Source organism: Geodermatophilus saharensis, from assembly GCF_900188205.1.
In the GTDB taxonomy this organism is placed as follows: domain Bacteria; phylum Actinomycetota; class Actinomycetes; order Mycobacteriales; family Geodermatophilaceae; genus Geodermatophilus; species Geodermatophilus saharensis.
In genome coordinates this window covers 111160-128307 of the sequence record NZ_FZOH01000004.1, presented here as the reverse complement: position 1 = coordinate 128307, position 17148 = coordinate 111160, and the positions used below count along the sequence as shown (strand labels likewise).

The window sequence follows — 17148 nt, the reverse complement described above, 5'->3', positions numbered from 1 at the left end:
GTGCTGCCCGCGACCGCCGCGGCGCTCGCGGTTCTCGCCGCGGCGCTGGCCTGGCCGGTGCCGGCGCTGCTCGGCCGCGCCCGCTGGCCCCGCCGCGACCCGCTCGTGGCGCTGGTGTGCTGGCAGGCGATCGGGCTGGCCGGTGGCCTGTCGATCATCGGCGCGCTGCTGGTGCACGGCCTGGCGCCGTGGGGTCACTCGCTGCCCGAGGCCGGCGCGGCGGTGCTCACCGGCGACCCGGCCCGCGACCCCGTCCGCGGCGACCACTGGGTCACGCTGACGCTGGCCGCCGTCCTCGCCCTGGAGCTGCTCGGGGTGCTCGCGCTGTCCTGGGCTCGCACCGCCCGCACCCGCCGCCGGCACCGCGAGCTGCTCGAGCTGGTCGTGCGGCCCGCCGACGCCGTCCCCGACGCCCGGCTGCTCGAGCACCCCGCGCCGGTGGCCTTCTGCATCCCCGGCGCCCGCCCGCTGCTGGTGCTCTCCTCGGGCATGGTCGCCGAGCTCGACGACGACCAGCTCGCCGCCGTCGTCGCCCACGAGCGCGCCCACCTGGCCGAGCACCACCACCTCTACCTGCTGCCGTTCGTGGCCTGGGAGGCGGCGCTGCCGGTGCTCCCGGCGGCGGCCCGGGCGCACGCCGCCGTCCGGGAGCTGGTGGAGATGCGCGCCGACGACCGGGCGCTGACCTCGCTGCGCGGGCCGGACCCGCGGCGGACGCTGGCCCAGGCGATCGTCGTCGCGGCCGGTGGTCCCGGTGGCGGGGTGCCGAGCGGGGCGCTGTCGGTGGGCGGCAGCGCCGTCGGCGCCCGGGTGGTGCGGCTGCTGTCCCCGCCGGCGCCGCTGCCGCCGGCGGCCCGCGCCGCCGCGCTGCTGTGCGCGGGCCTGCTGCTGCTCGTCCCGACCGCCCTGCTGCTCCTCCCCGCCGTGTGAGCCGCGCACGTCCGCGGACGTGCACGGCCAGGGGGCGGGGGACCCGTGCACGTCCGCGGAAGTGCTCAGACGGCGGCCAGGACGGCGGGGAGGTCGACGCCGGTGAGCTCGGCGGAGGCCGCCCACAGCCGGGCGGCCAGGTCGGGGTCGCTGGCCGCGCGGGTGCGCCCGACCAGCGTCGGCTCGCCGCGGACCTCGAACGCGCCGTCGGGGCCGGCGTAGCTGCCGCCGGGCAGGTCCGCGGTGGCCACGAACACGGTGGGCAGCGCGCCCTGCGCGGCCGACTGCGCGATCACGCGGTTGCCCAGTGCCATCGCCGCGTGCTTGACCCGGTTGCCGGTCCGGCCCTGCAGCTCGGTCGCCGCCCAGCCCGGGTGGGCCGCCATCGAGCGCACCGGCGAGCCGGCCGCGGTCAGCCGGCGCTGCAGCTCCAGGGTGAACAGCAGGTTGGCCAGCTTCGACTGGCCGTAGGCCCGCTCGGGGGAGTAGGCGCGGCGCTCCCAGTTGAGGTCGGTGAGGTCGATCGAGCCGACGCGGTGGGCCGTCGAGGAGACCGTGACCACGCGGTCGGTGACGTGCCGGAGCAGCTGCACGGTGAGTGCGAAGTGCCCGAGGTGGTTGGTGCCGAACTGCAGCTCGAAGCCGTCGGCGGTCCGGCCCTCGGGGACCATCATGATCCCCGCGTTGTTGACCAGGAGGTCGAGCGGGCCGCTCCACCCGGCGGCGAACTCCCGCACCGAGGCGAGGTCGGCGAGGTCCAGCCGGCGCACCTCGACCTCGCCGGCCAGGTCGGCGGCGGCCGCCTCGCCACGGGCGACGTCGCGGACGGCGAGCACGACGCGGGCACCGGCGTCGGCCAGTGCCCGGGCGGTGGCCAGGCCCAGTCCGCTGGTGGCGCCGGTGACGACGGCGGTGCGGCCGGCCTGGGAGGGGATGGGGATCGAGGGGATCGTCATGCCGAGTGAATGTAGTCGCCGTCAACAATGTAGTCAACGCCTACTCCGAGTACGCTGCCGCGACGTGCGCACCGCCGAGCAGCCCTACCACCACGGGGACCTCCGGGCCGCCCTGCTGGACCGGGCGGCCCAGCAGCTGCGCACCGGCACGGTGGCCGACCTGTCGCTGCGGGCGCTGGCCCGCGACCTCGGCGTCAGCCACGCCGCCCCGAACCGGCACTTCCCCGACCGGCAGGCCTTCCTCGCCGCCCTGGCCCGCGCCGGGTGGGAGCGGCTCGACTCCGCCCTGGCCGCCGCCGACCCCGGGGCCGGCGCCGGGCTGCGGCCCCGGCTGCTCGCGCTCGGCCGCGCGTACGTGCACTTCGCCACCGGGGAGCCCGCGCTGCTGGAGCTGATGTTCGCGGGCAAGGCCGCCGGTGAGTCGCACGAGGGCCCGGGGCTGTCCGGGCCGGACGCGGTGGTCGCCGACGCGCAGGCCCGGGGCGAGGTGCGCGCCGGGGACCCGGCCGCGCTGGCCACCGCGCTGTGGGCCGCGCTGCACGGGGTGGCCGCGCTGTCGGTCAGCGGCGTGCTGCGCGGCGGCGACGTCGACGTGCTGCTCGTGCAGACCGTCGACGCCCTCCTCGACGGCCTGCGGCCCCGGTGAGCGCGGGTCAGCCGGGGACGGCGGAGGTCGCGTTGCCCGGCAGCGGCGCGAACCGACGCAGCCGCAGGCTGTTGGTGACGACGAACACCGAGCTCAGGGCCATCGCCGCACCGGCGATCATCGGGTTGAGCAGGCCGGCCATCGCGAGCGGGATCGCCGCGACGTTGTAGGCGAACGCCCAGAACAGGTTGCCCTTGATCACCGCGAGCGTGCGGCGGGCCAGCCGGACGGCGTCGGCCGCGGCGCGCAGGTCGCCGCGCACCAGGGTGAGGTCGCTGGCCCGGATCGCCACGTCGGTGCCGGTGCCCATGGCCAGCCCGAGGTCGGCCTGGGCGAGGGCGGCCGCGTCGTTGACGCCGTCGCCGACCATCGCCACGGTGCGTCCCTGCGCCTGCAGCCGCCGGACGGCCTCGACCTTGTCCTGCGGCAGCACCTCGGCCACCACGTCGTCGATGCCGACCTCCGCGGCCACCGCGGCGGCTGCGGCGGCGGAGTCGCCGGTGAGCAGCACCGGCCGCAGCCCGAGGTCGCGGAACTGCCGCACGGCCGCGGCCGGGGTCGGCTTGACGGTGTCGGCGACGACGAGCACGCCGCGCGCCGCGCCGTCCCAGCCGACGGCGACCGCGGTGCGCCCGGCCGCGTCCGCGGTGGCCACGGCCTCGGCCAGCTCGGGGGCCAGCGGGCCGACCAGCGCGGGGCGCCCGACGACCACGGGGACGCCGTCGACGGTGCCGCGCACGCCGAGCCCGGCCTCGTTGCCGAACCCGGTGACGGCGGGCAGCGCGCCGAGCCGCTCGCGGGCGGCGGCGGCGACGGCCGCGGCGATCGGGTGCTCCGAGGCGTCCTCGAGCGCACCGGCCCGGCGCAGCACCTCGTCGGGGTCCTCGCCGTCGGCGGCGACGACGCCGGTCAGGCTCATCCGGCCGGTGGTGACGGTGCCGGTCTTGTCGAGGACGACGGTGTCGACCCGCCGCGTGGACTCCAGCACCTCCGGGCCGCGCACCAGGATGCCCAGCTGTGCGCCGCGGCCGGTGCCCACCATGAGCGCGGTCGGCGTGGCCAGGCCGAGCGCGCAGGGGCAGGCGATGATCAGCACGGCGACGGCGGCGGGGAACGCCCCGGCCAGCCCCGCGCCGGTGCCCAGCCAGAAGCCGAGCGTGCCGGCGGCCAGCGCCAGCACCACGGGCACGAAGACGCCGGAGACGCGGTCGGCCAGGCGCTGCACCTGCGTCTTGCCGTTCTGCGCCTCCTCGACCAGCCGCGCCATCTGCGCCAGCTGGGTGTCCGCGCCGACCCGGGTGGCGCGCACGACCAGCCGGCCGCCGGCGTTGACCGTCGCGCCCACCACGGGGTCGCCGGGGCCGACCTCCACCGGCACCGACTCGCCGGTGAGCATCGAGGCGTCGACCGCCGAGGAGCCCTCGACGACCTCGCCGTCGGTGGCCACCCGCTCGCCGGGCCGCACGACGAACAGGTCGCCGGCGTGCAGCTGCTCCACCGGCACGCGGGTCTCGGCGCCGCCGCGCAGCACCGACACCTCGCGGGCGCCGAGCTCGAGCAGGGCGCGCAGGGCCGAGCCGGCGCGGCGCTTGGCGCGGGCCTCGGCGTAGCGGCCGGCCAGCAGGGAGGTGGTCACCCCCGCCGCGGCCTCGAGGTAGACGTCGCCGCTGCCGTCGGTGCGGGTGACGGCGAGGGAGAAGCCGTGGGTCGTGCCGGGCTCGCCGGCGGTGCCGAGGAACAGCGCGTACAGCGACCACAGGAACGCCGCGCCGGTGCCCAGCGACACGAGGGTGTCCATGGTGGCCGCGCCGTGGCGCAGGTTGGTCCACGCGGCGCGGTGGAAGGGCAGCCCGCCCCAGACGACGACCGGCGCGGCGAGCGTCAGCGACAGCCACTGCCAGTACTCGAACTGCAGCGCCGGGACCATGCCGAGCAGCACCACCGGCAGGCTCAGCACCGCCGAGACGACCAGCCGCTGCCGCAGCGCAGCGTCCGGGTCGGCCTCCGGGGCCTCCTCCTGCGGCGGCGCGGGCAGCGCGGCGGTGTAGCCGGCCTTCTGCACGGTGGCGACGAGGTCCTCGGGGACGACGCCGTCGCCGAAGGTGACCCGGGCCTTCTCGGTGGCGTAGTTGACCGTCGCGGTGACGCCGTCGAGCCGGTTGAGCTTCTTCTCGATGCGGGCCGCGCAGGACGCGCAGGTCATGCCGCCGATCGACAGCTCGATCTGCATGGGGCCGGTCACGAGGCGCTCCGGGCGGTCACGGGGAGCACGGCGGTGCGGTCGTCGTCGTCCAGGTGCCGTCGGCGGCGAGGGCCGGGTGCAGGTGCTGGGAGCCGGTGAGGTCGCGGCGGACGACGACGAGGTGCAGGTCCTGCTCGTGCAGGGTCTCGTACGCGGTCACCGGTGCGCCGTCGGGGCCGAGCAGGCGGGACGACAGCGGAACGGCGTCCCCGGCGGGCAGCGCGCCGGCGGCGAGGTCGAGGGTGTGGCCCTCGGTGGAGACGGCCAGGCCGGCGGGCCGGTCGTGCGGCGCCTCCGCAGCGGCCCCGGCGTGACCACCCTCGGTGTGAGGGACGTCGCCGGCGTGCTCCTCGGCGGCCGGCGCGGCGGCCACCGGGCCCACGAGCGCGCCGACGCCCCACCCGGCGCCGTGGGCGGCGGCCAGGCCCAGGGCCGGGGCGGCGAGCCGGACGGGGGCGCGCACGGGAGGGTTCCTCGGGAGGGTCGGCTCAGCGGCCGGCGAGCTCGTACCCGGCCTCCTCGACGGCGGCGCGCACGTCGTCGTCGTCGACCGGGGCGTCGCTGGTGACGGTCAGCCCGCCGCTGGCGAGGTCGACCTGCACGTCGGTGACGCCGGGCAGGTCGCTCACCTCCTCGGTGACGGCGGCGACGCAGTGCTGGCAGGTCATGCCGGTGACGGTGTAGCTGGCGGTGCTCACGGGGGTCCTCCGGGAGGGTCGGGTCAGGAGCGGACGAGCCGGGCGATCGCGGCGGAGGCCTCGCGGACCTTCGCGTCGGCCTCCGGGCCGCCGGTGGCGACGGCCTCGGCGACGCAGTGGGCCAGGTGCTCCTCGAGCAGGCTCAGCGCCACCGACTGCAGCGCCGAGGTCATGGCCGAGACCTGGGTGAGGATGTCGATGCAGTACTTCTCGTCCTCGACCATCCGCTGCAGTCCGCGCGCCTGTCCCTCGATGCGGCGCAGCCGCTTGAGGTGGTCGTCCTTGCGGTGGGTGTAGCCGTGGACGTGGCCGGGGGTGTTCTCCGGGTCGCTCACAGCGGCCACCGTACCCCTACCCCCCAGGGGTGCTCGGGTCCTCGTCCGGGGCCTGCTCCTCCGGGCGGTCGGAGCGCAGTCGGTCGACGGTGTCCCGCAGCCGGTCGTTGGAGGCCCGCGCGTCGGCCAGCTCGTCCTGCAGGCCGACGATGACCTCGGCCGAGGCCAGCGGGTGCCCCTCGTCGAGCAGGCCGCGCAGGCGGGCGGCGAGCACCAGCTGGTGGCGGGAGTAGCGGCGGTGCCCGCCGGGGGAGCGGTGCGGGTGCAGCACCCCGGATCCGTCGAGGCTGCGCAGGAAGGCCGCCTGCACTCCCAGCAGCGCGGCGGCCTGGCTCATGGTGAGGGCGGGGAAGTCGGGGTCGTCGAGCCGGCGCACGGCGTCGGTCGCGGGGTCCTGCGGTCCGGGAGCCCCGGACGCGCCGTCGTCGGCGGCGCGCCGCGCGTCGCTGCTCACGGGGACTCCTCGTCGGCCGGGGTCGTCGGATGGGGTGGCCAGGGGGTGACCCGGGAACGGCGCGGGGCCGGGCCGTGCCGGCCCGGCCCCGCGTGCGGGTCGCCCGATCAGCGCACCGGTCAGCTCTCGACGGCGCGCTGCTCGCTGTCGTGCTCGATGGTCCGCCCCTCGACCTGGGCCGGCACGTCGGCACGGGTGACGGTGATCTTGCGGGCCCGCGCCTTCTCGGCGACCGGGATGCTCACGGTCAGGACGCCGTCGTGGTAGCTCGCCTCGAGCCGGTCGGTGTCGAGGCTGCGGCCCAGCACCAGCTGCCGGGTGTAGGCACCGTAGGGGCGCTCGGCGACGGCCCACTCGGCGTTCTCCAGCTGCGGTACGGAGCGCTCGGCGCTGACGGTGAGCGTGGTGCCCTCGATCGACAGGTCGATCGAGCCGGGGTCGACGCCGGGCAGGTCGAAGTGGGCGACGAACTTGTCGCCGACCCGGTAGGCGTCCATCGGCATGCCCGACAGGGCACGGGCGGTGCCGGTACGGCCGGCGAGCTGGTCCAGCGCGCGGAAGGCGGCGGACGTGGCGGCGAACGGGTCGTACGCGGTCAGCATCGTGTGAACCTCCTGGGAGATCCGGTGTGTGTTCGCTGCCCGAGGATGAACCTCTAGTGGCGACTAGAGATTACCTTGCTCGGACGCTGCTGTAAACATCCGACTGTCACTTTTGTTCCCGTGGCCGGCATCGACCCGGACGGCCGACCCCCGGGATCGGCGCCGCCTCCCGGCCCGGCATCATGACCCCGTCGCGGATCCGGAACGGGTCCGGTCGCAGAGCGGAGGGACCCCGTGACCGACAGCCTCCCGCCGGTGGTCGAGCGCATCCACGAGGAGGTGCTGCGCCGCAACCCCGCGGAGCCGGAGTTCCACCAGGCGGTCCGCGAGGTCCTCGAGTCGCTGGCCGTCGTGCTGCGCCGGCACAGCGAGTACACCGAGATGAAGACCGTCGAGCGGATCTGCGAGCCCGAGCGGCAGGTCATCTTCCGGGTGCCCTGGCAGGACGACTCCGGGGAGGTGCAGATCAACCGCGGCTTCCGGGTCGAGTTCAACTCCGCGCTGGGGCCCTACAAGGGCGGGCTGCGCTTCCACCCGTCGGTGAACCTCGGGATCGTCAAGTTCCTCGGCTTCGAGCAGGTGTTCAAGAACGCGCTGACCGGCATGCCCATCGGCGGCGGCAAGGGCGGCTCGGACTTCGACCCCAAGGGCCGCTCCGACGCCGAGGTCATGCGCTTCTGCCAGTCGTTCATGACCGAGCTCTACCGGCACCTCGGCGAGTACACCGACGTGCCCGCCGGTGACATCGGCGTGGGGGCCCGCGAGATCGGCTACCTGTTCGGCCAGTACAAGCGGATCACCAACCGCTACGAGTCCGGGGTGATCACCGGCAAGGGCCTGGGCTGGGGCGGTGCACTGGTGCGCACCGAGGCCACCGGGTACGGGGCGGCCTTCTTCGCCGAGGCGATGATGGAGGCGGCCGGGGAGTCCTTCGACGGCAAGCGGGTCACCGTCAGCGGCTCGGGCAACGTCGCCGTCTACGGCATCGAGAAGGTGCACCAGCTCGGCGGCACCGTGGTCGCCTGCTCGGACTCCAGCGGCTACGTCGTCGACGAGAAGGGCATCGACCTCGAGGTCCTCAAGCAGGTCAAGGAGGTCGAACGGGCCCGCATCGGCGCCTACGCCGAGCGTGTCCCGTCGGCGTCCTTCGTCGCCGGCGGCAGCGTCTGGGACGTGCCCTGCGACGTCGCGATCCCCAGCGCGACGCAGAACGAGCTCGACGGGGACGCCGCGGTGGTCCTGGCCCGCAACGGCTGCCGCCACGTCGTCGAGGGCGCCAACATGCCGGCCACCCCCGACGCGGTGCGGGTCCTCCGCGAGAGCGGGGTGGCGTTCGCGCCGGGCAAGGCCGCCAACGCCGGGGGCGTGGCCACCTCCGCGCTGGAGATGCAGCAGAACGCCTCGCGGGACCGCTGGTCCTTCGAGCACACCGAGGCGCGGCTGGAGGAGATCATGCGCGGCATCCACGAGCGCTGTGCCGCCACCGCCGAGGAGTACGGCTCCCCGGGCGACCTGGTCCTCGGCGCCAACGTCGCCGGCTTCCTGCAGGTCGCCGAGGCCGTCCACGCCCACGGGCTGGTCTGAGCGGCTCGGGACGCGGGCCCGGGCATGGGATCCGCGGGCAGCGGGCAGTGCGCGTGCATGAGCGAGTCCGTACCGCCCCAGGAGGGAGCGGCTGTCGAGCCACCACACGCCGCGGGCCCACACGACGGGACCGCCCCGGAGGTCATCACCGAGCTCGACGGCGACGTCAGCCGCGTGACCGTCACCGGGGAGCTCACCGAGGCCGCCCGGCGCCCCCTGGTCCGCGTGGTCACCGACCAGCTGCTGTCGGTGCCCACGCTGTCCCGGGTGGAGCTGCTGCTCGGCGGGGTGACGTTCATGAACTCCGCCGGCATGGCCGTGCTGGTGCAGCTGCAGCGCATGACGCAGCCGCGCGCGGTGACCGTCGCGCTGGTCTCCCCGCCGGCCGCGGTCGCCCGTCCGCTGCAGCTGACCGGCCTGTGGCGGCGCTTCGAGGTCGTCGACCCCGACGCCGGGCCGGCCGACGCCGGCGGCTCCCCGCCGTCGGGCGCGCAGACGCGGCGGCCGGACGGACCCGACGGGCGCAGCGCCTGACCCGGTGTCGGGCCGGGTCCGGAGGGGTGCGGCTCCTAGCCTGACCGGGTGCCACCTCCCTCCCACGGTCACTCCCACGGTGCCGACCCCGACGCTCCGCCGCCGAGCCCGGAGACGCTGACCCGCCGGCGCCGTGCGGTGTGGCTGATGCTGCTGCTCCTGGTCCCGGCGGGGCTGGCCACCGTCGTCGGCCTGGTCGTGCTCTGGCCCGGCGGCGAGCCCACCCGCGCCCAGCAGGTGGCCGAGACCTTCCTGCCGCCGGGCACCACCTACCCCGACGGCCGGGTCGTGTCGCTGCAGACCTTCCCCTGCGGGGACCCCGGCACCGCGCAGGCCAGCTGCGCGACCGCCGTCGTCGAGGTGCTCGAGGGGCCCGGCGCCGGGGAGTACCAGCAGGTCGACCTCGCCGCCGACGTCGTCGCCAACGGGGTCGCCGAGGGCGACACGGTCGTGCTCACCCGCGACCCCGGCGCCGAGGGCGGCGCGGGCTACCAGTTCTACGACTTCGCGCGGGCCACGCCGCTGCTGGTGCTCGCCGTCGCCTTCGCGGTCGTCACCGTCGCCGTCGCCCGGCTGCGCGGGCTGGCCGCGCTCGTCGGCCTGGCGTTCGCCTTCTTCGTGCTGCTGCAGTTCGTGCTGCCCGGCCTGCTGGCGGGGTCCTCCCCGACGCTGGTCAGCCTGGTCGGCTCCGCGGCGATCATGTTCGTCGTCCTCTACCTCGCCCACGGCTTCTCGGCCCGGACGACGACGGCGCTGGTGGGCACGCTCTTCGGGCTGGCGCTGGTGACCGTGCTCGGGTCGGTCTCGGTCGGCGTCGCGCGGCTGACCGGGCTGACCAGCGAGGAGACCGTCCAGCTGGCCACCTTCGACCCGACCCTCGACTTCTCCGGGCTGGTCATCGCGGGGGTCGTCGTCGCCGGGCTCGGCGTGCTCAACGACGTCACGATCACCCAGGCCTCGGCGCTGTGGCAGCTGAAGGAGGTCGACCCGGCGATGGGGTGGCGGGACCTCTACCGCCGCGGCATGGCGGTGGGCCGCGACCACATCGCCTCGACGGTCTACACGATCGTCTTCGCCTACGCCGGGGCCGCGCTGCCGCTGCTCCTGCTGTTCGAGCTCTACGCCCAGCCGGCCGGCACCGTGCTCACCAGCTCGGCGCCGGCCGAGGAGGTCATCCGGACCCTGGTCGGCGCCATCGCGCTGGTGCTGGCGGTGCCGGTGACGACCGCGGCCGGTGCGTTCTTCGCCACCGCGGCCGGCACGGCGGCCGGCGCCGCCCCGGAGAGGCGCGTGTCGGCACTGCGTGCGAGGTTCGCCCGATGAGCGCAGAGTTGCTGGCCGCCGCCCGCGCCGCCCCCGGCTTCATGCCCGACGACGAGGGCCGCGCCCTCTACGAGGCCGCCCGCGCCGTCACCGTCCCCGGGCCGCTGCTGGAGGTCGGCTCGTGGATGGGGAAGTCGGCCCTCTACCTCGCCGCCGCCGCGCGGGAGACCGGGCGGCAGGTGGTCACCGTCGACCACCACCGCGGCTCCGAGGAGCACCAGCCCGGCTGGGAGTACCACGACCCGTCGCTGGTCGACCCCGCCGTCGGGCTCGTCGACACGCTGCCGCGGTTCCGCCGCACCGTCGCCGACGCCGGCGCCGAGGACGTCGTCGTCGCCGTCGTCGCCCGGTCGGAGGTGCTCGCCCCGCTGTGGTCGACGCCGCTGGCGCTGCTGTTCCTCGACGGCAGCCACACCGAGGAGTCCGCCCGCCGCGACCAGGACGCCTGGGTGGCCAAGCTGGCCGTGGGCGGCACGCTGGCCATCCACGACGTCTTCCCCGACCCCGCCGACGGCGGCCAGGCACCCTTCGGCGTCTACACGCGGGTGCTGGCCGGCGGCGACTTCACCGAGCTGCCCGGCACCGGGTCGCTGCGGCTGCTGCGCCGTGAGCGCTGACCGGCTCGGGGCGGAGCGCACCGCCGCCCTGGCGCAGATCGCGGCGCTGACCCGCGAGTTCGACGCCGTGGTCGCCGCCTCGCAGGCGTCCAACGCCGACGACGAGCACGACCCCGAGGGCGCGACGATCGCCTTCGAGCGCCAGCAGCTGGCGGCGCTGCTGGAGCAGGCTCGCCGGCGGCTGGCCGAGGTCGACGCCGCGGTCACCGCCGTCGAGGCGGGCACCTACGGGCGCTGCGAGACCTGCGGCGCGCCGATCGCGCCCGAGCGCCTCGAGGCCCGCCCGACGACCCGGACCTGCATCGCCTGCGCGACCTGACCGCTGCCGGGGTCCCGGGCGTGTGCGCCCCCGCCGCTTTCCGGGGCGCGGGACGCGGCGCCGGCGCACACGCTCCCCGACGCGGGCGGGCTCACTCCCCGGTGACGCCGTCGACCGCCTCGCGGAGCAGGTCGGCGTGGCCGTTGTGCCGCGCGTACTCCTCGACGAGGTGCAGCAGGATCCAGCGCAGGGAGAACTCGTCGTCGCGACCCCAGGGCCGGTCGGTGGTGTCGAGGGGCAGCTGCCGCGCGACCGAGCCCACCGTCTCCCCGACCGCCCGCCAGGTGACCCAGGCCGACTCGACGTCGTCCGCGGTCACCGTCGCGGGGTCCACGCGGAACTGCTCGTCGCGGTCGCGGACGACGTCGGGCCACATCCCGTACGGCAGCCCGCCGAAGCCGACCAGCCACCCGGTCTCGACCGCGGCGAGGTGACGCACCAGCCCCAGCAGCGTGACCTCGGACGTCGGCACGGCCCGCGTGGCGAGCTGCTGCGGGGTCAGGCCGGCGCACTTCCACTCCAGCGTCTGCCGCTGGTACCGCAGGAAGGCCGTCAGCGTCGTCGCCTCGTCCGCGGTGATCGGCGGCTGGTCGCGTCGGTCCGGTGGCGTCACGTGCGTCCCTCCCGGGGCTCAGCTGACGTAGCGGCGCGCCGAGCTGCGGCGCTGGACGGCGTCGAGGGCGGCGAAGCGCGCCTCGGCGTGGGCGGGGAGCACCCGCCGCTCGCGCAGCACCCACGGCACCCCGCGGGCGGCGGCCAGCAGGCCCTGCGCGGTCACCCGGTCGCGGGGCAGGGTGGCCAGCAGGTGCAGCGTGCGGCGCAGCGCCGGGCGCAGCGGGCGCCGCAGCCACGTCGTCCAGAGGGTGTTGCGGATGCCGTCGCGGCGCCGGCGGTGGGAGTCGCGGGCCCGCGAGGCCTGGTGGTGCACGGTCAGGGCGGGCAGGTAGCACAGCTCCCAGCCGGCGGCGGCGAGGTCGCCGGCCATGAGCTCCTCCTCGCCGCCCAGCCACAGCCGCTCGCAGAAGCCGCCGACCTCCCCGAAGGCCTCCCGGCGCACCACGCTCGCGCCGGCGAGGAACGAGCCCAGCGCCGGGCCGGGCAGCCAGTCGGCGCCGCGGACGGGGGAGTCGCGCAGCTCCGGCACGATCGGGTCCTCCCGGCCGCCGGGCTCGACGAGGATCCGCGCGGTCACCACGGCCAGCCGCGGGTGGGCGTCGAGGACGTCGGCCGCCGTCCGCAGCGACCCCGGCTCCCACCAGGTGTCGTCGTCGCAGAAGGCCACGTAGGGCGTCGAGAGCCGCGCGACGCCGACGTTGCGGCCGACCGCGCCGAGGTTCACCGGGCTGGCGACCAGCTCCACGGCGGGGAACCGCTCGCGGACGGCCTCGGCGGTGCCGTCGGTGGAGCCGTTGTCGACGACCACCACGTGCGGCCGCTCCGGCAGCTCCAGCAGCCGCGACAGCGCCACCAGCACCTCCTCGCGCCGCTGGTGGGTGATGACGACGACGGCGACCCGCGCATCGGCCCCCGCCTCGACGTGCACCGGCCGGTCGGCCGTCGCCGTCACGAGCCGGCCTCCAGCCGCCGCAGGTCGGCCAGCACCGACGCCGGCACCCGGCGCCGGCGGCGCAGCGCGGCGGGCAGGTCCGGCACCGCCCGCCGCAGCCCGCGCCGCTCGGGGGCGCCGGCCCGCAGCCCGGCGACGACGGTGCGCGCCACGTCGGGCCACGGCAGCCGCATCACCGCGGTGAGCAGCCTGGACCGCCAGATCGCCGCACGGCGGGCGGCGGGGTCGTGCCGGCGGGTCGAGGGGTGGTGGTGCACCGTCACGGCGTCGACGTAGGCGATGTCCCACCCGGCCGCGGCCAGGTCGAGGGCGAGCCGCTCCTCCTCGCCCGGGAAGCGCACCACCGGGTCGAAGCCGCCGGCGGCGAGGAACGCCTCGGTGCGCACCATCGCCGCGCAGCCGATGAAGCCGAGCAGCCGCGGGCCGGGCAGGTGCGGCGGCGTGCCGAGCGGACTGGCCGCCAGCTCCGGGCACAGCGGGTCCAGCCGCTCCTCCGGACCGACCAGCACCCGGGCGTTGAGCACCGCCAGCCGCGGGTGGGCGCGCATGACCGCCACGGCGCGGGCCAGGTCGCCCGGCGCCCACCAGGAGTCGTCGTCGGCGAAGGCGACGAACTCCGTGCCGGCGTGCCCGGCGCCGATGGTGCGCGCGCGGGCGCCGACGTTCTCGTGCAGCGCCAGGACGGTCACCTCCGGCAGGGCGGCGCGGACGGCGTCGGCCGTGCCGTCGGTGGAGCCGTTGTCGACGAGCACCACCGGCGCCTCGTGCCGGGGGAGTGTGGCAAGGAGGTCCTCGCGCCGGTCGCGGCTCATGACGACGACGGTGACGCCGTCGGCGGTCGGGGACGGGGACGTGCCGGGGTGCTCGGTGGTGCTGGTCACGGACGTCGACTGCCCGGTAGCGGCGCCGCCGAACCGGGGGTGTCGACGGTCCCGGGCGCCGGCAGCGCGGCCGGGTCGGCGAACAGCCCCGACGCCGGCGTGGCACCCGAGAGCGCGTCGACGGCCAGCACCACCGCCGCGGCCGTCCAGGTGGTGCGCTCCACCGGCCACCGGGCGTCGTCGGCGTAGACCAGCCCGGTCCAGTAGGAGCCGTCGCCGTGGCGCAGGTGCTGCATCGCGGCCACCTGCTCGCGCGCGGCCTCCGGCTGGCCGGCGACCACCAGCGCCAGCGCCAGCTCGCAGGTCTCGGCGCCGGTCACCCACGGGCGGTCGGCGACGCAGCGGGCACCCAGGCCCGGGACGACGAAGCGGTCCCACTCCGCGGCCAGCCGTGCGCGGGCGGCCTCCCCGGTGACCGCGCCGGCGAGCACCGGGTAGTACCAGTCCATCGAGTACCGCGACCGGTCGGCGAAGGCGGCGGGGTCGGTGCGCAGCGCCGTGCCGAGGTCGGTGACGGCCAGCTCCCAGTCCGGCTGCGGAGACCCGACCAGCCCGGCCAGCGCGATGCCGCAGCGCAGCGCCTGGAACAGGCTGGCGTTGCCGGTCAGCAGCGCGGTGCCGTCGGGAGTGCCGTCGGGGCGCAGCGCCCAGCCGACCGCGCCGCCGGCCAGCTGCATGCGCACCACGAGGTCCAGCCCGCGGCGCACGACCGGCCACAGCTCGGCCACCAGCGCCTCGTCGCGGGTGGCCAGCCAGGAGTGCCAGGTGCCGACGGCGAGGTAGCCGGCGTGGTTGCTCTCGACGGCGGGAGAGGTCTCGGCACCGCCGCGGTACTCGGCGGCCCAGGAGCCGTCCGGGCGCTGCCGGGCGGCCAGCCAGCGGTAGGCGGCCGCCGCGCGGGCGTGCTCGCCGCCCACGTCCAGGGCCATCGCCGCCTCGATCGAGTCCCACGGGTCCAGCTGCCCGCCACGGAACCACGGCAGCGCGCCGTCGGCGGCCTGCTCCGCGGCGATGGCGGCCACCGTCTGCCGCACCGCGGCGCCGTCGAGGACGCCGGGCAGCTCGGGGAGCTCAGCGGGCGGCAGCGGTCTTCTCCCGCTCCGGGAGGGCGCCGGCGGCCACCGCCGGCTTGTCCGCGTAGACGACCAGGCTCTTGCCGATCAGCGGGTCGAGCACCCGTTCGGCCAGCCGGGTGACCAGCGGCCGCCGCGTGAGGTCCCAGACCAGCAGCCGGTGGTAGGCCCGCACGACGGCGGCGTCGCGCTCCACGCCGACCGCGCACTTGAGCCACCAGTAGGGCGCGTGCAGCGCGTGCGCGTGGTGGCTGCGCCCGGGCACGAGGCCGGCGACCCGCAGCCGGGCCCGCAGCGCGTCGCCGCGGTAGATGCGCACGTGGCCGCCCTCGTTGGCGTGGTAGGCGTCCGACAGCGCCCAGCAGACCCGCTCGGGGCCGTACCGGGGCACGGTGACGGCGACCCGCCCGCCCGGCTTGAGCACCCGCACGATCTCGGCCATGGCGCGGGCGTCGTCGGGGACGTGCTCGAGCACCTCCGAGGCGATGACCCGGTCGACGCTCCCGTCGGGGAAGGGCAGGTGCAGCAGGTCGCCGCGGACCACCTCGTACCGGGCGCCCGCCGGCGCCTCGCCGGCCTCGGCGATCGCGCCCAGCCACTGCCTCGTCGTCGCCACCTCGGACACGCCGTGGTCGACGGCGACCACGTGCGCGCCGCGGCGGTAGGCCTCGAAGGCGTGCCGGCCCTCGCCGCAGCCGAGGTCGAGGACGGTGGCGCCGGGCCGCAGGTCGAGCAGGTCGTAGTCGACCGTCAGCACGGGCGCCCCTTCTCCTCCAGCACGCGGGTGTACCAGTCGGCGGTGCGCTCGGCGGTCGAGCGCCAGGTGTAGGAGGCCAGCACCCGGCGGCGGCCGGCGCGGCCCAGCTGCTCCTGCAGCGAGGGCTGCTCGAGCACCATCCGCAGCGCCGCGGTGAGCTCGTCGACGTCACCGGCCCGCACCCGCAGGCCCGCCTGGGTGCCCACGACCTCGGGCAGCGCGCCGGCGTCGGTGGTCACCAGCGGGGTGCCGCAGGCCATGGCCTCCACCGCCGGCAGCGAGAAGCCCTCGTAGAGGGAGGGGATCGCGGCCACGGCCGCCGACTGCAGCAGCCGCACCAGGTCGGCCTCGGGCAACGGGCCGGTGAACCGGACGGCGTCGCGCAGGCCGAGGCGGTCCAGCGCCGACTCGGCCGGCCCGCCGGGACGGGCGGTGCCGACGACGGTCAGCCGCACCGGCCGCTCGGTGCGCAGCTTGGCCACCGCCTCGAGCAGGTGCACCAGGCCCTTGAGCGGCACGTCGGCGCTGGTGGTGACCACGATCGAGTCCGCCTCGCGCGGCCGCCCGGCGGGCGGCGGGGTGAACACGTCGGGGTCGATGCCGATCGGGACGACCTCGACGCCGGCGGCGGGGACCCGCAGGTGGGTCTCGATGTCGCGCCGCGAGCTCTCCGAGACGGTCGTGACCGCGTCCAGGCGGGGGGCGACGCGGGCCTGCATCGCGGTGAACCCGTACCAGCGGTGCAGCGTCAGCCGGCGGCGCAGCGTGGGCGCGGCGGCGAGGTCGAGCTGCCGGTCGATGGCGACCGGGTGGTGCACGGTGGCCACGGTGGGGATCCCCGCGCGGACCAGCCGCAGCAGCCCGTAGCCCAGGCTCTGGTTGTCGTGCACGACGTCGAACTCGTGCCGGCGGGGGAGCAGCTCGCGAGCCGCGCGGAGGGTGAAGGTCAGCGGCTCGGGGAAGCCGGCGGTGCACATCGCCGCCCACTCGGCGACGTCGATCCAGTCGCGGAACTCCGAGGGCCGCGGGGTGCGGAACGGGTCGGGCTCCCGGTACAGGTCGAGGCTGGGCACCCGGGTGAGCGGGACGCCGTCGTCGAGCTCGGGATAGGGCTGGCCGCTGAACACCTCGACGGCGTGGCCGAGCGCGGTCAGCTCCCGCGACAGCGCCCGCACGTAGACGCCCTGCCCGCCGCTGTGCGGCTTGCTCCGGTACGACAGCAGTGCGATCCGCAGCCGTCGTCCCATGCGCCGGACACTACCGACCCCCCGCGGTCCGCCCGCCTGACAGGGTGACCGGCGTGATCCGACACGTCGTGCACTTCACCTGGTCCGACGACGCCGACGAGGCCCGCCGGGCCGAGACCGTCGCCGCGCTGCGCCGGCTGCCCGAGCAGGTCCCGGGGACACTGGCCTTCACCGTCGCCCCCGACGCCGGCCTGGTGGAGGGCAACGCCCACACGGTCCTGGTCGCCGACTTCGCCGACGCCGAGGCGTTCCGCCGCTACGCCACCGACCCGGTGCACCTCGCGGTGATCGCCGAGCACGTCCGCCCGTACCTGGCCGCGCGCAGCGCCGTCCAGTACGAGCCGTGACCCGATCGGGGTGACCGGCCCGCGCCGGCGTCGCGC

General features: G+C 76.5%; 21 protein-coding genes. 8 read left to right on the top strand and 13 right to left on the bottom strand.

Translation table 11 applies throughout. The annotated features are described in order from the left end of the window. Positions 1-930: a M56 family metallopeptidase gene (locus CHC04_RS11955; protein WP_089404168.1), complete on the top strand. Its 930-nt coding sequence runs from the start codon at positions 1-3 to the stop codon at positions 928-930. 65 nt (positions 931-995) lie between these two features. Here CHC04_RS11955 and CHC04_RS11950 read toward each other — a convergent pair whose 3' ends face one another. After that, on the bottom strand, positions 996-1886 hold the full coding sequence (locus tag CHC04_RS11950) for an oxidoreductase (RefSeq protein ID WP_089404167.1): 891 nt from the start codon (positions 1884-1886) through the stop codon (positions 996-998). A gap of 64 nt (positions 1887-1950) precedes the next feature. Between CHC04_RS11950 and CHC04_RS11945 the strand changes: the two genes are divergently transcribed. Beyond that, positions 1951-2532, top strand: a complete 582-nt coding sequence (locus CHC04_RS11945) for a TetR/AcrR family transcriptional regulator (protein ID WP_217897324.1) — start codon at positions 1951-1953, stop codon at positions 2530-2532. A gap of 7 nt (positions 2533-2539) precedes the next feature. Here the strand turns inward: CHC04_RS11945 and CHC04_RS11940 are convergent, their stop codons facing one another. From CHC04_RS11940 to CHC04_RS11915, 6 genes are all read right to left on the bottom strand, one after another. Next, positions 2540-4762, bottom strand: coding sequence for a heavy metal translocating P-type ATPase (locus tag CHC04_RS11940; RefSeq protein ID WP_089404399.1), 2223 nt, complete (start codon positions 4760-4762; stop codon positions 2540-2542). Positions 4763-4790: 28 nt separating this feature from the next. Beyond that, positions 4791-5237 (bottom strand): hypothetical protein, encoded by a 447-nt coding sequence (locus tag CHC04_RS11935; RefSeq protein ID WP_089404166.1) that lies wholly within the window; start codon positions 5235-5237, stop codon positions 4791-4793. A gap of 25 nt (positions 5238-5262) precedes the next feature. Beyond that, positions 5263-5472, bottom strand: coding sequence for a heavy-metal-associated domain-containing protein (locus CHC04_RS11930; protein ID WP_089404165.1), 210 nt, complete (start codon positions 5470-5472; stop codon positions 5263-5265). A gap of 23 nt (positions 5473-5495) precedes the next feature. Continuing rightward, entirely contained in the window at positions 5496-5807 is a 312-nt protein-coding gene (locus tag CHC04_RS11925; RefSeq protein ID WP_176449966.1) for a metal-sensitive transcriptional regulator, read from the bottom strand. Between the two features lie 16 nt (positions 5808-5823). Further along, the gene (locus CHC04_RS11920; protein ID WP_217897323.1) at positions 5824-6261 is read right to left on the bottom strand and encodes a MerR family transcriptional regulator; all 438 of its coding nucleotides are present in this window, start codon (positions 6259-6261) and stop codon (positions 5824-5826) included. Between the two features lie 119 nt (positions 6262-6380). After that, complete coding sequence (locus tag CHC04_RS11915; RefSeq protein ID WP_089404163.1) at positions 6381-6863, bottom strand: Hsp20/alpha crystallin family protein; 483 nt, start codon at positions 6861-6863, stop codon at positions 6381-6383. Between the two features lie 234 nt (positions 6864-7097). On the opposite strand from CHC04_RS11915, the gene gdhA reads away from it, so the two are divergent. The 5 genes from gdhA to CHC04_RS11890 all read left to right on the top strand — a co-directional run bounded on the left by gdhA (position 7098) and on the right by CHC04_RS11890 (position 11240). Next, complete coding sequence (gene gdhA / locus CHC04_RS11910) at positions 7098-8447, top strand: NADP-specific glutamate dehydrogenase (RefSeq protein ID WP_089404162.1); 1350 nt, start codon at positions 7098-7100, stop codon at positions 8445-8447. 144 nt (positions 8448-8591) lie between these two features. After that, a complete protein-coding gene (locus tag CHC04_RS11905; protein ID WP_342743502.1) occupies positions 8592-8981 on the top strand; it encodes an STAS domain-containing protein in 390 nt (129 codons plus the stop codon). A 48-nt stretch (positions 8982-9029) separates the two neighbouring features. Next, entirely contained in the window at positions 9030-10304 is a 1275-nt protein-coding gene (locus tag CHC04_RS11900) for a YibE/F family protein (RefSeq protein WP_089404160.1), read from the top strand. Continuing rightward, a complete protein-coding gene (locus tag CHC04_RS11895; RefSeq protein WP_089404159.1) occupies positions 10301-10921 on the top strand; it encodes a class I SAM-dependent methyltransferase in 621 nt (206 codons plus the stop codon). The genes CHC04_RS11900 and CHC04_RS11895 overlap by 4 nt, the downstream gene beginning before the upstream one ends. Next, positions 10911-11240, top strand: a complete 330-nt coding sequence (locus tag CHC04_RS11890; RefSeq protein ID WP_089404158.1) for a TraR/DksA family transcriptional regulator — start codon at positions 10911-10913, stop codon at positions 11238-11240. Before CHC04_RS11895 ends, CHC04_RS11890 begins: the two co-directional genes overlap by 11 nt. A 91-nt stretch (positions 11241-11331) precedes the next feature. Here the strand turns inward: CHC04_RS11890 and CHC04_RS11885 are convergent, their stop codons facing one another. From CHC04_RS11885 to CHC04_RS11860, 6 genes are read right to left on the bottom strand one after another with little or no spacing between them, the layout of a single operon-like run. Then, positions 11332-11853: a DinB family protein gene (locus CHC04_RS11885; RefSeq protein WP_089404157.1), complete on the bottom strand. Its 522-nt coding sequence runs from the start codon at positions 11851-11853 to the stop codon at positions 11332-11334. 18 nt (positions 11854-11871) lie between these two features. Continuing rightward, complete coding sequence (locus CHC04_RS11880; protein WP_217897322.1) at positions 11872-12807, bottom strand: glycosyltransferase family 2 protein; 936 nt, start codon at positions 12805-12807, stop codon at positions 11872-11874. Beyond that, positions 12804-13688 (bottom strand): glycosyltransferase family 2 protein, encoded by an 885-nt coding sequence (locus CHC04_RS11875; RefSeq protein ID WP_245817138.1) that lies wholly within the window; start codon positions 13686-13688, stop codon positions 12804-12806. Before CHC04_RS11875 ends, CHC04_RS11880 begins: the two co-directional genes overlap by 4 nt. Then, a complete protein-coding gene (locus CHC04_RS11870; RefSeq protein ID WP_245817137.1) occupies positions 13685-14722 on the bottom strand; it encodes a prenyltransferase in 1038 nt (345 codons plus the stop codon). Before CHC04_RS11870 ends, CHC04_RS11875 begins: the two co-directional genes overlap by 4 nt. A 37-nt stretch (positions 14723-14759) precedes the next feature. Further along, entirely contained in the window at positions 14760-15518 is a 759-nt protein-coding gene (locus CHC04_RS11865; protein WP_089404155.1) for a class I SAM-dependent methyltransferase, read from the bottom strand. Next, positions 15512-16765 carry a glycosyltransferase family 4 protein gene (locus CHC04_RS11860; protein ID WP_089404154.1) on the bottom strand — a complete coding sequence of 418 codons (1254 nt, stop codon included), beginning with the start codon at positions 16763-16765 and terminating at the stop codon, positions 15512-15514. The genes CHC04_RS11865 and CHC04_RS11860 overlap by 7 nt, the downstream gene beginning before the upstream one ends. A gap of 53 nt (positions 16766-16818) precedes the next feature. On the opposite strand from CHC04_RS11860, the gene CHC04_RS11855 reads away from it, so the two are divergent. Beyond that, positions 16819-17112 carry a Dabb family protein gene (locus CHC04_RS11855; protein ID WP_089404395.1) on the top strand — a complete coding sequence of 98 codons (294 nt, stop codon included), beginning with the start codon at positions 16819-16821 and terminating at the stop codon, positions 17110-17112. The last annotated feature ends 36 nt before the right edge of the window (positions 17113-17148 follow it).

Coding starts and splice junctions, on each gene's coding strand:
- CHC04_RS11860 (WP_089404154.1), bottom strand. CDS start 16,765: ATGGGACGACGGCTGCGGATCGCACTGCTGTCGTACCGGAGCAAGCCG.
- CHC04_RS11950 (WP_089404167.1), bottom strand. CDS start 1,886: ATGACGATCCCCTCGATCCCCATCCCCTCCCAGGCCGGCCGCACCGCC.
- CHC04_RS11895 (WP_089404159.1), top strand. CDS start 10,301: ATGAGCGCAGAGTTGCTGGCCGCCGCCCGCGCCGCCCCCGGCTTCATG.
- CHC04_RS11915 (WP_089404163.1), bottom strand. CDS start 6,863: ATGCTGACCGCGTACGACCCGTTCGCCGCCACGTCCGCCGCCTTCCGC.
- CHC04_RS11940 (WP_089404399.1), bottom strand. CDS start 4,762: ATGCAGATCGAGCTGTCGATCGGCGGCATGACCTGCGCGTCCTGCGCG.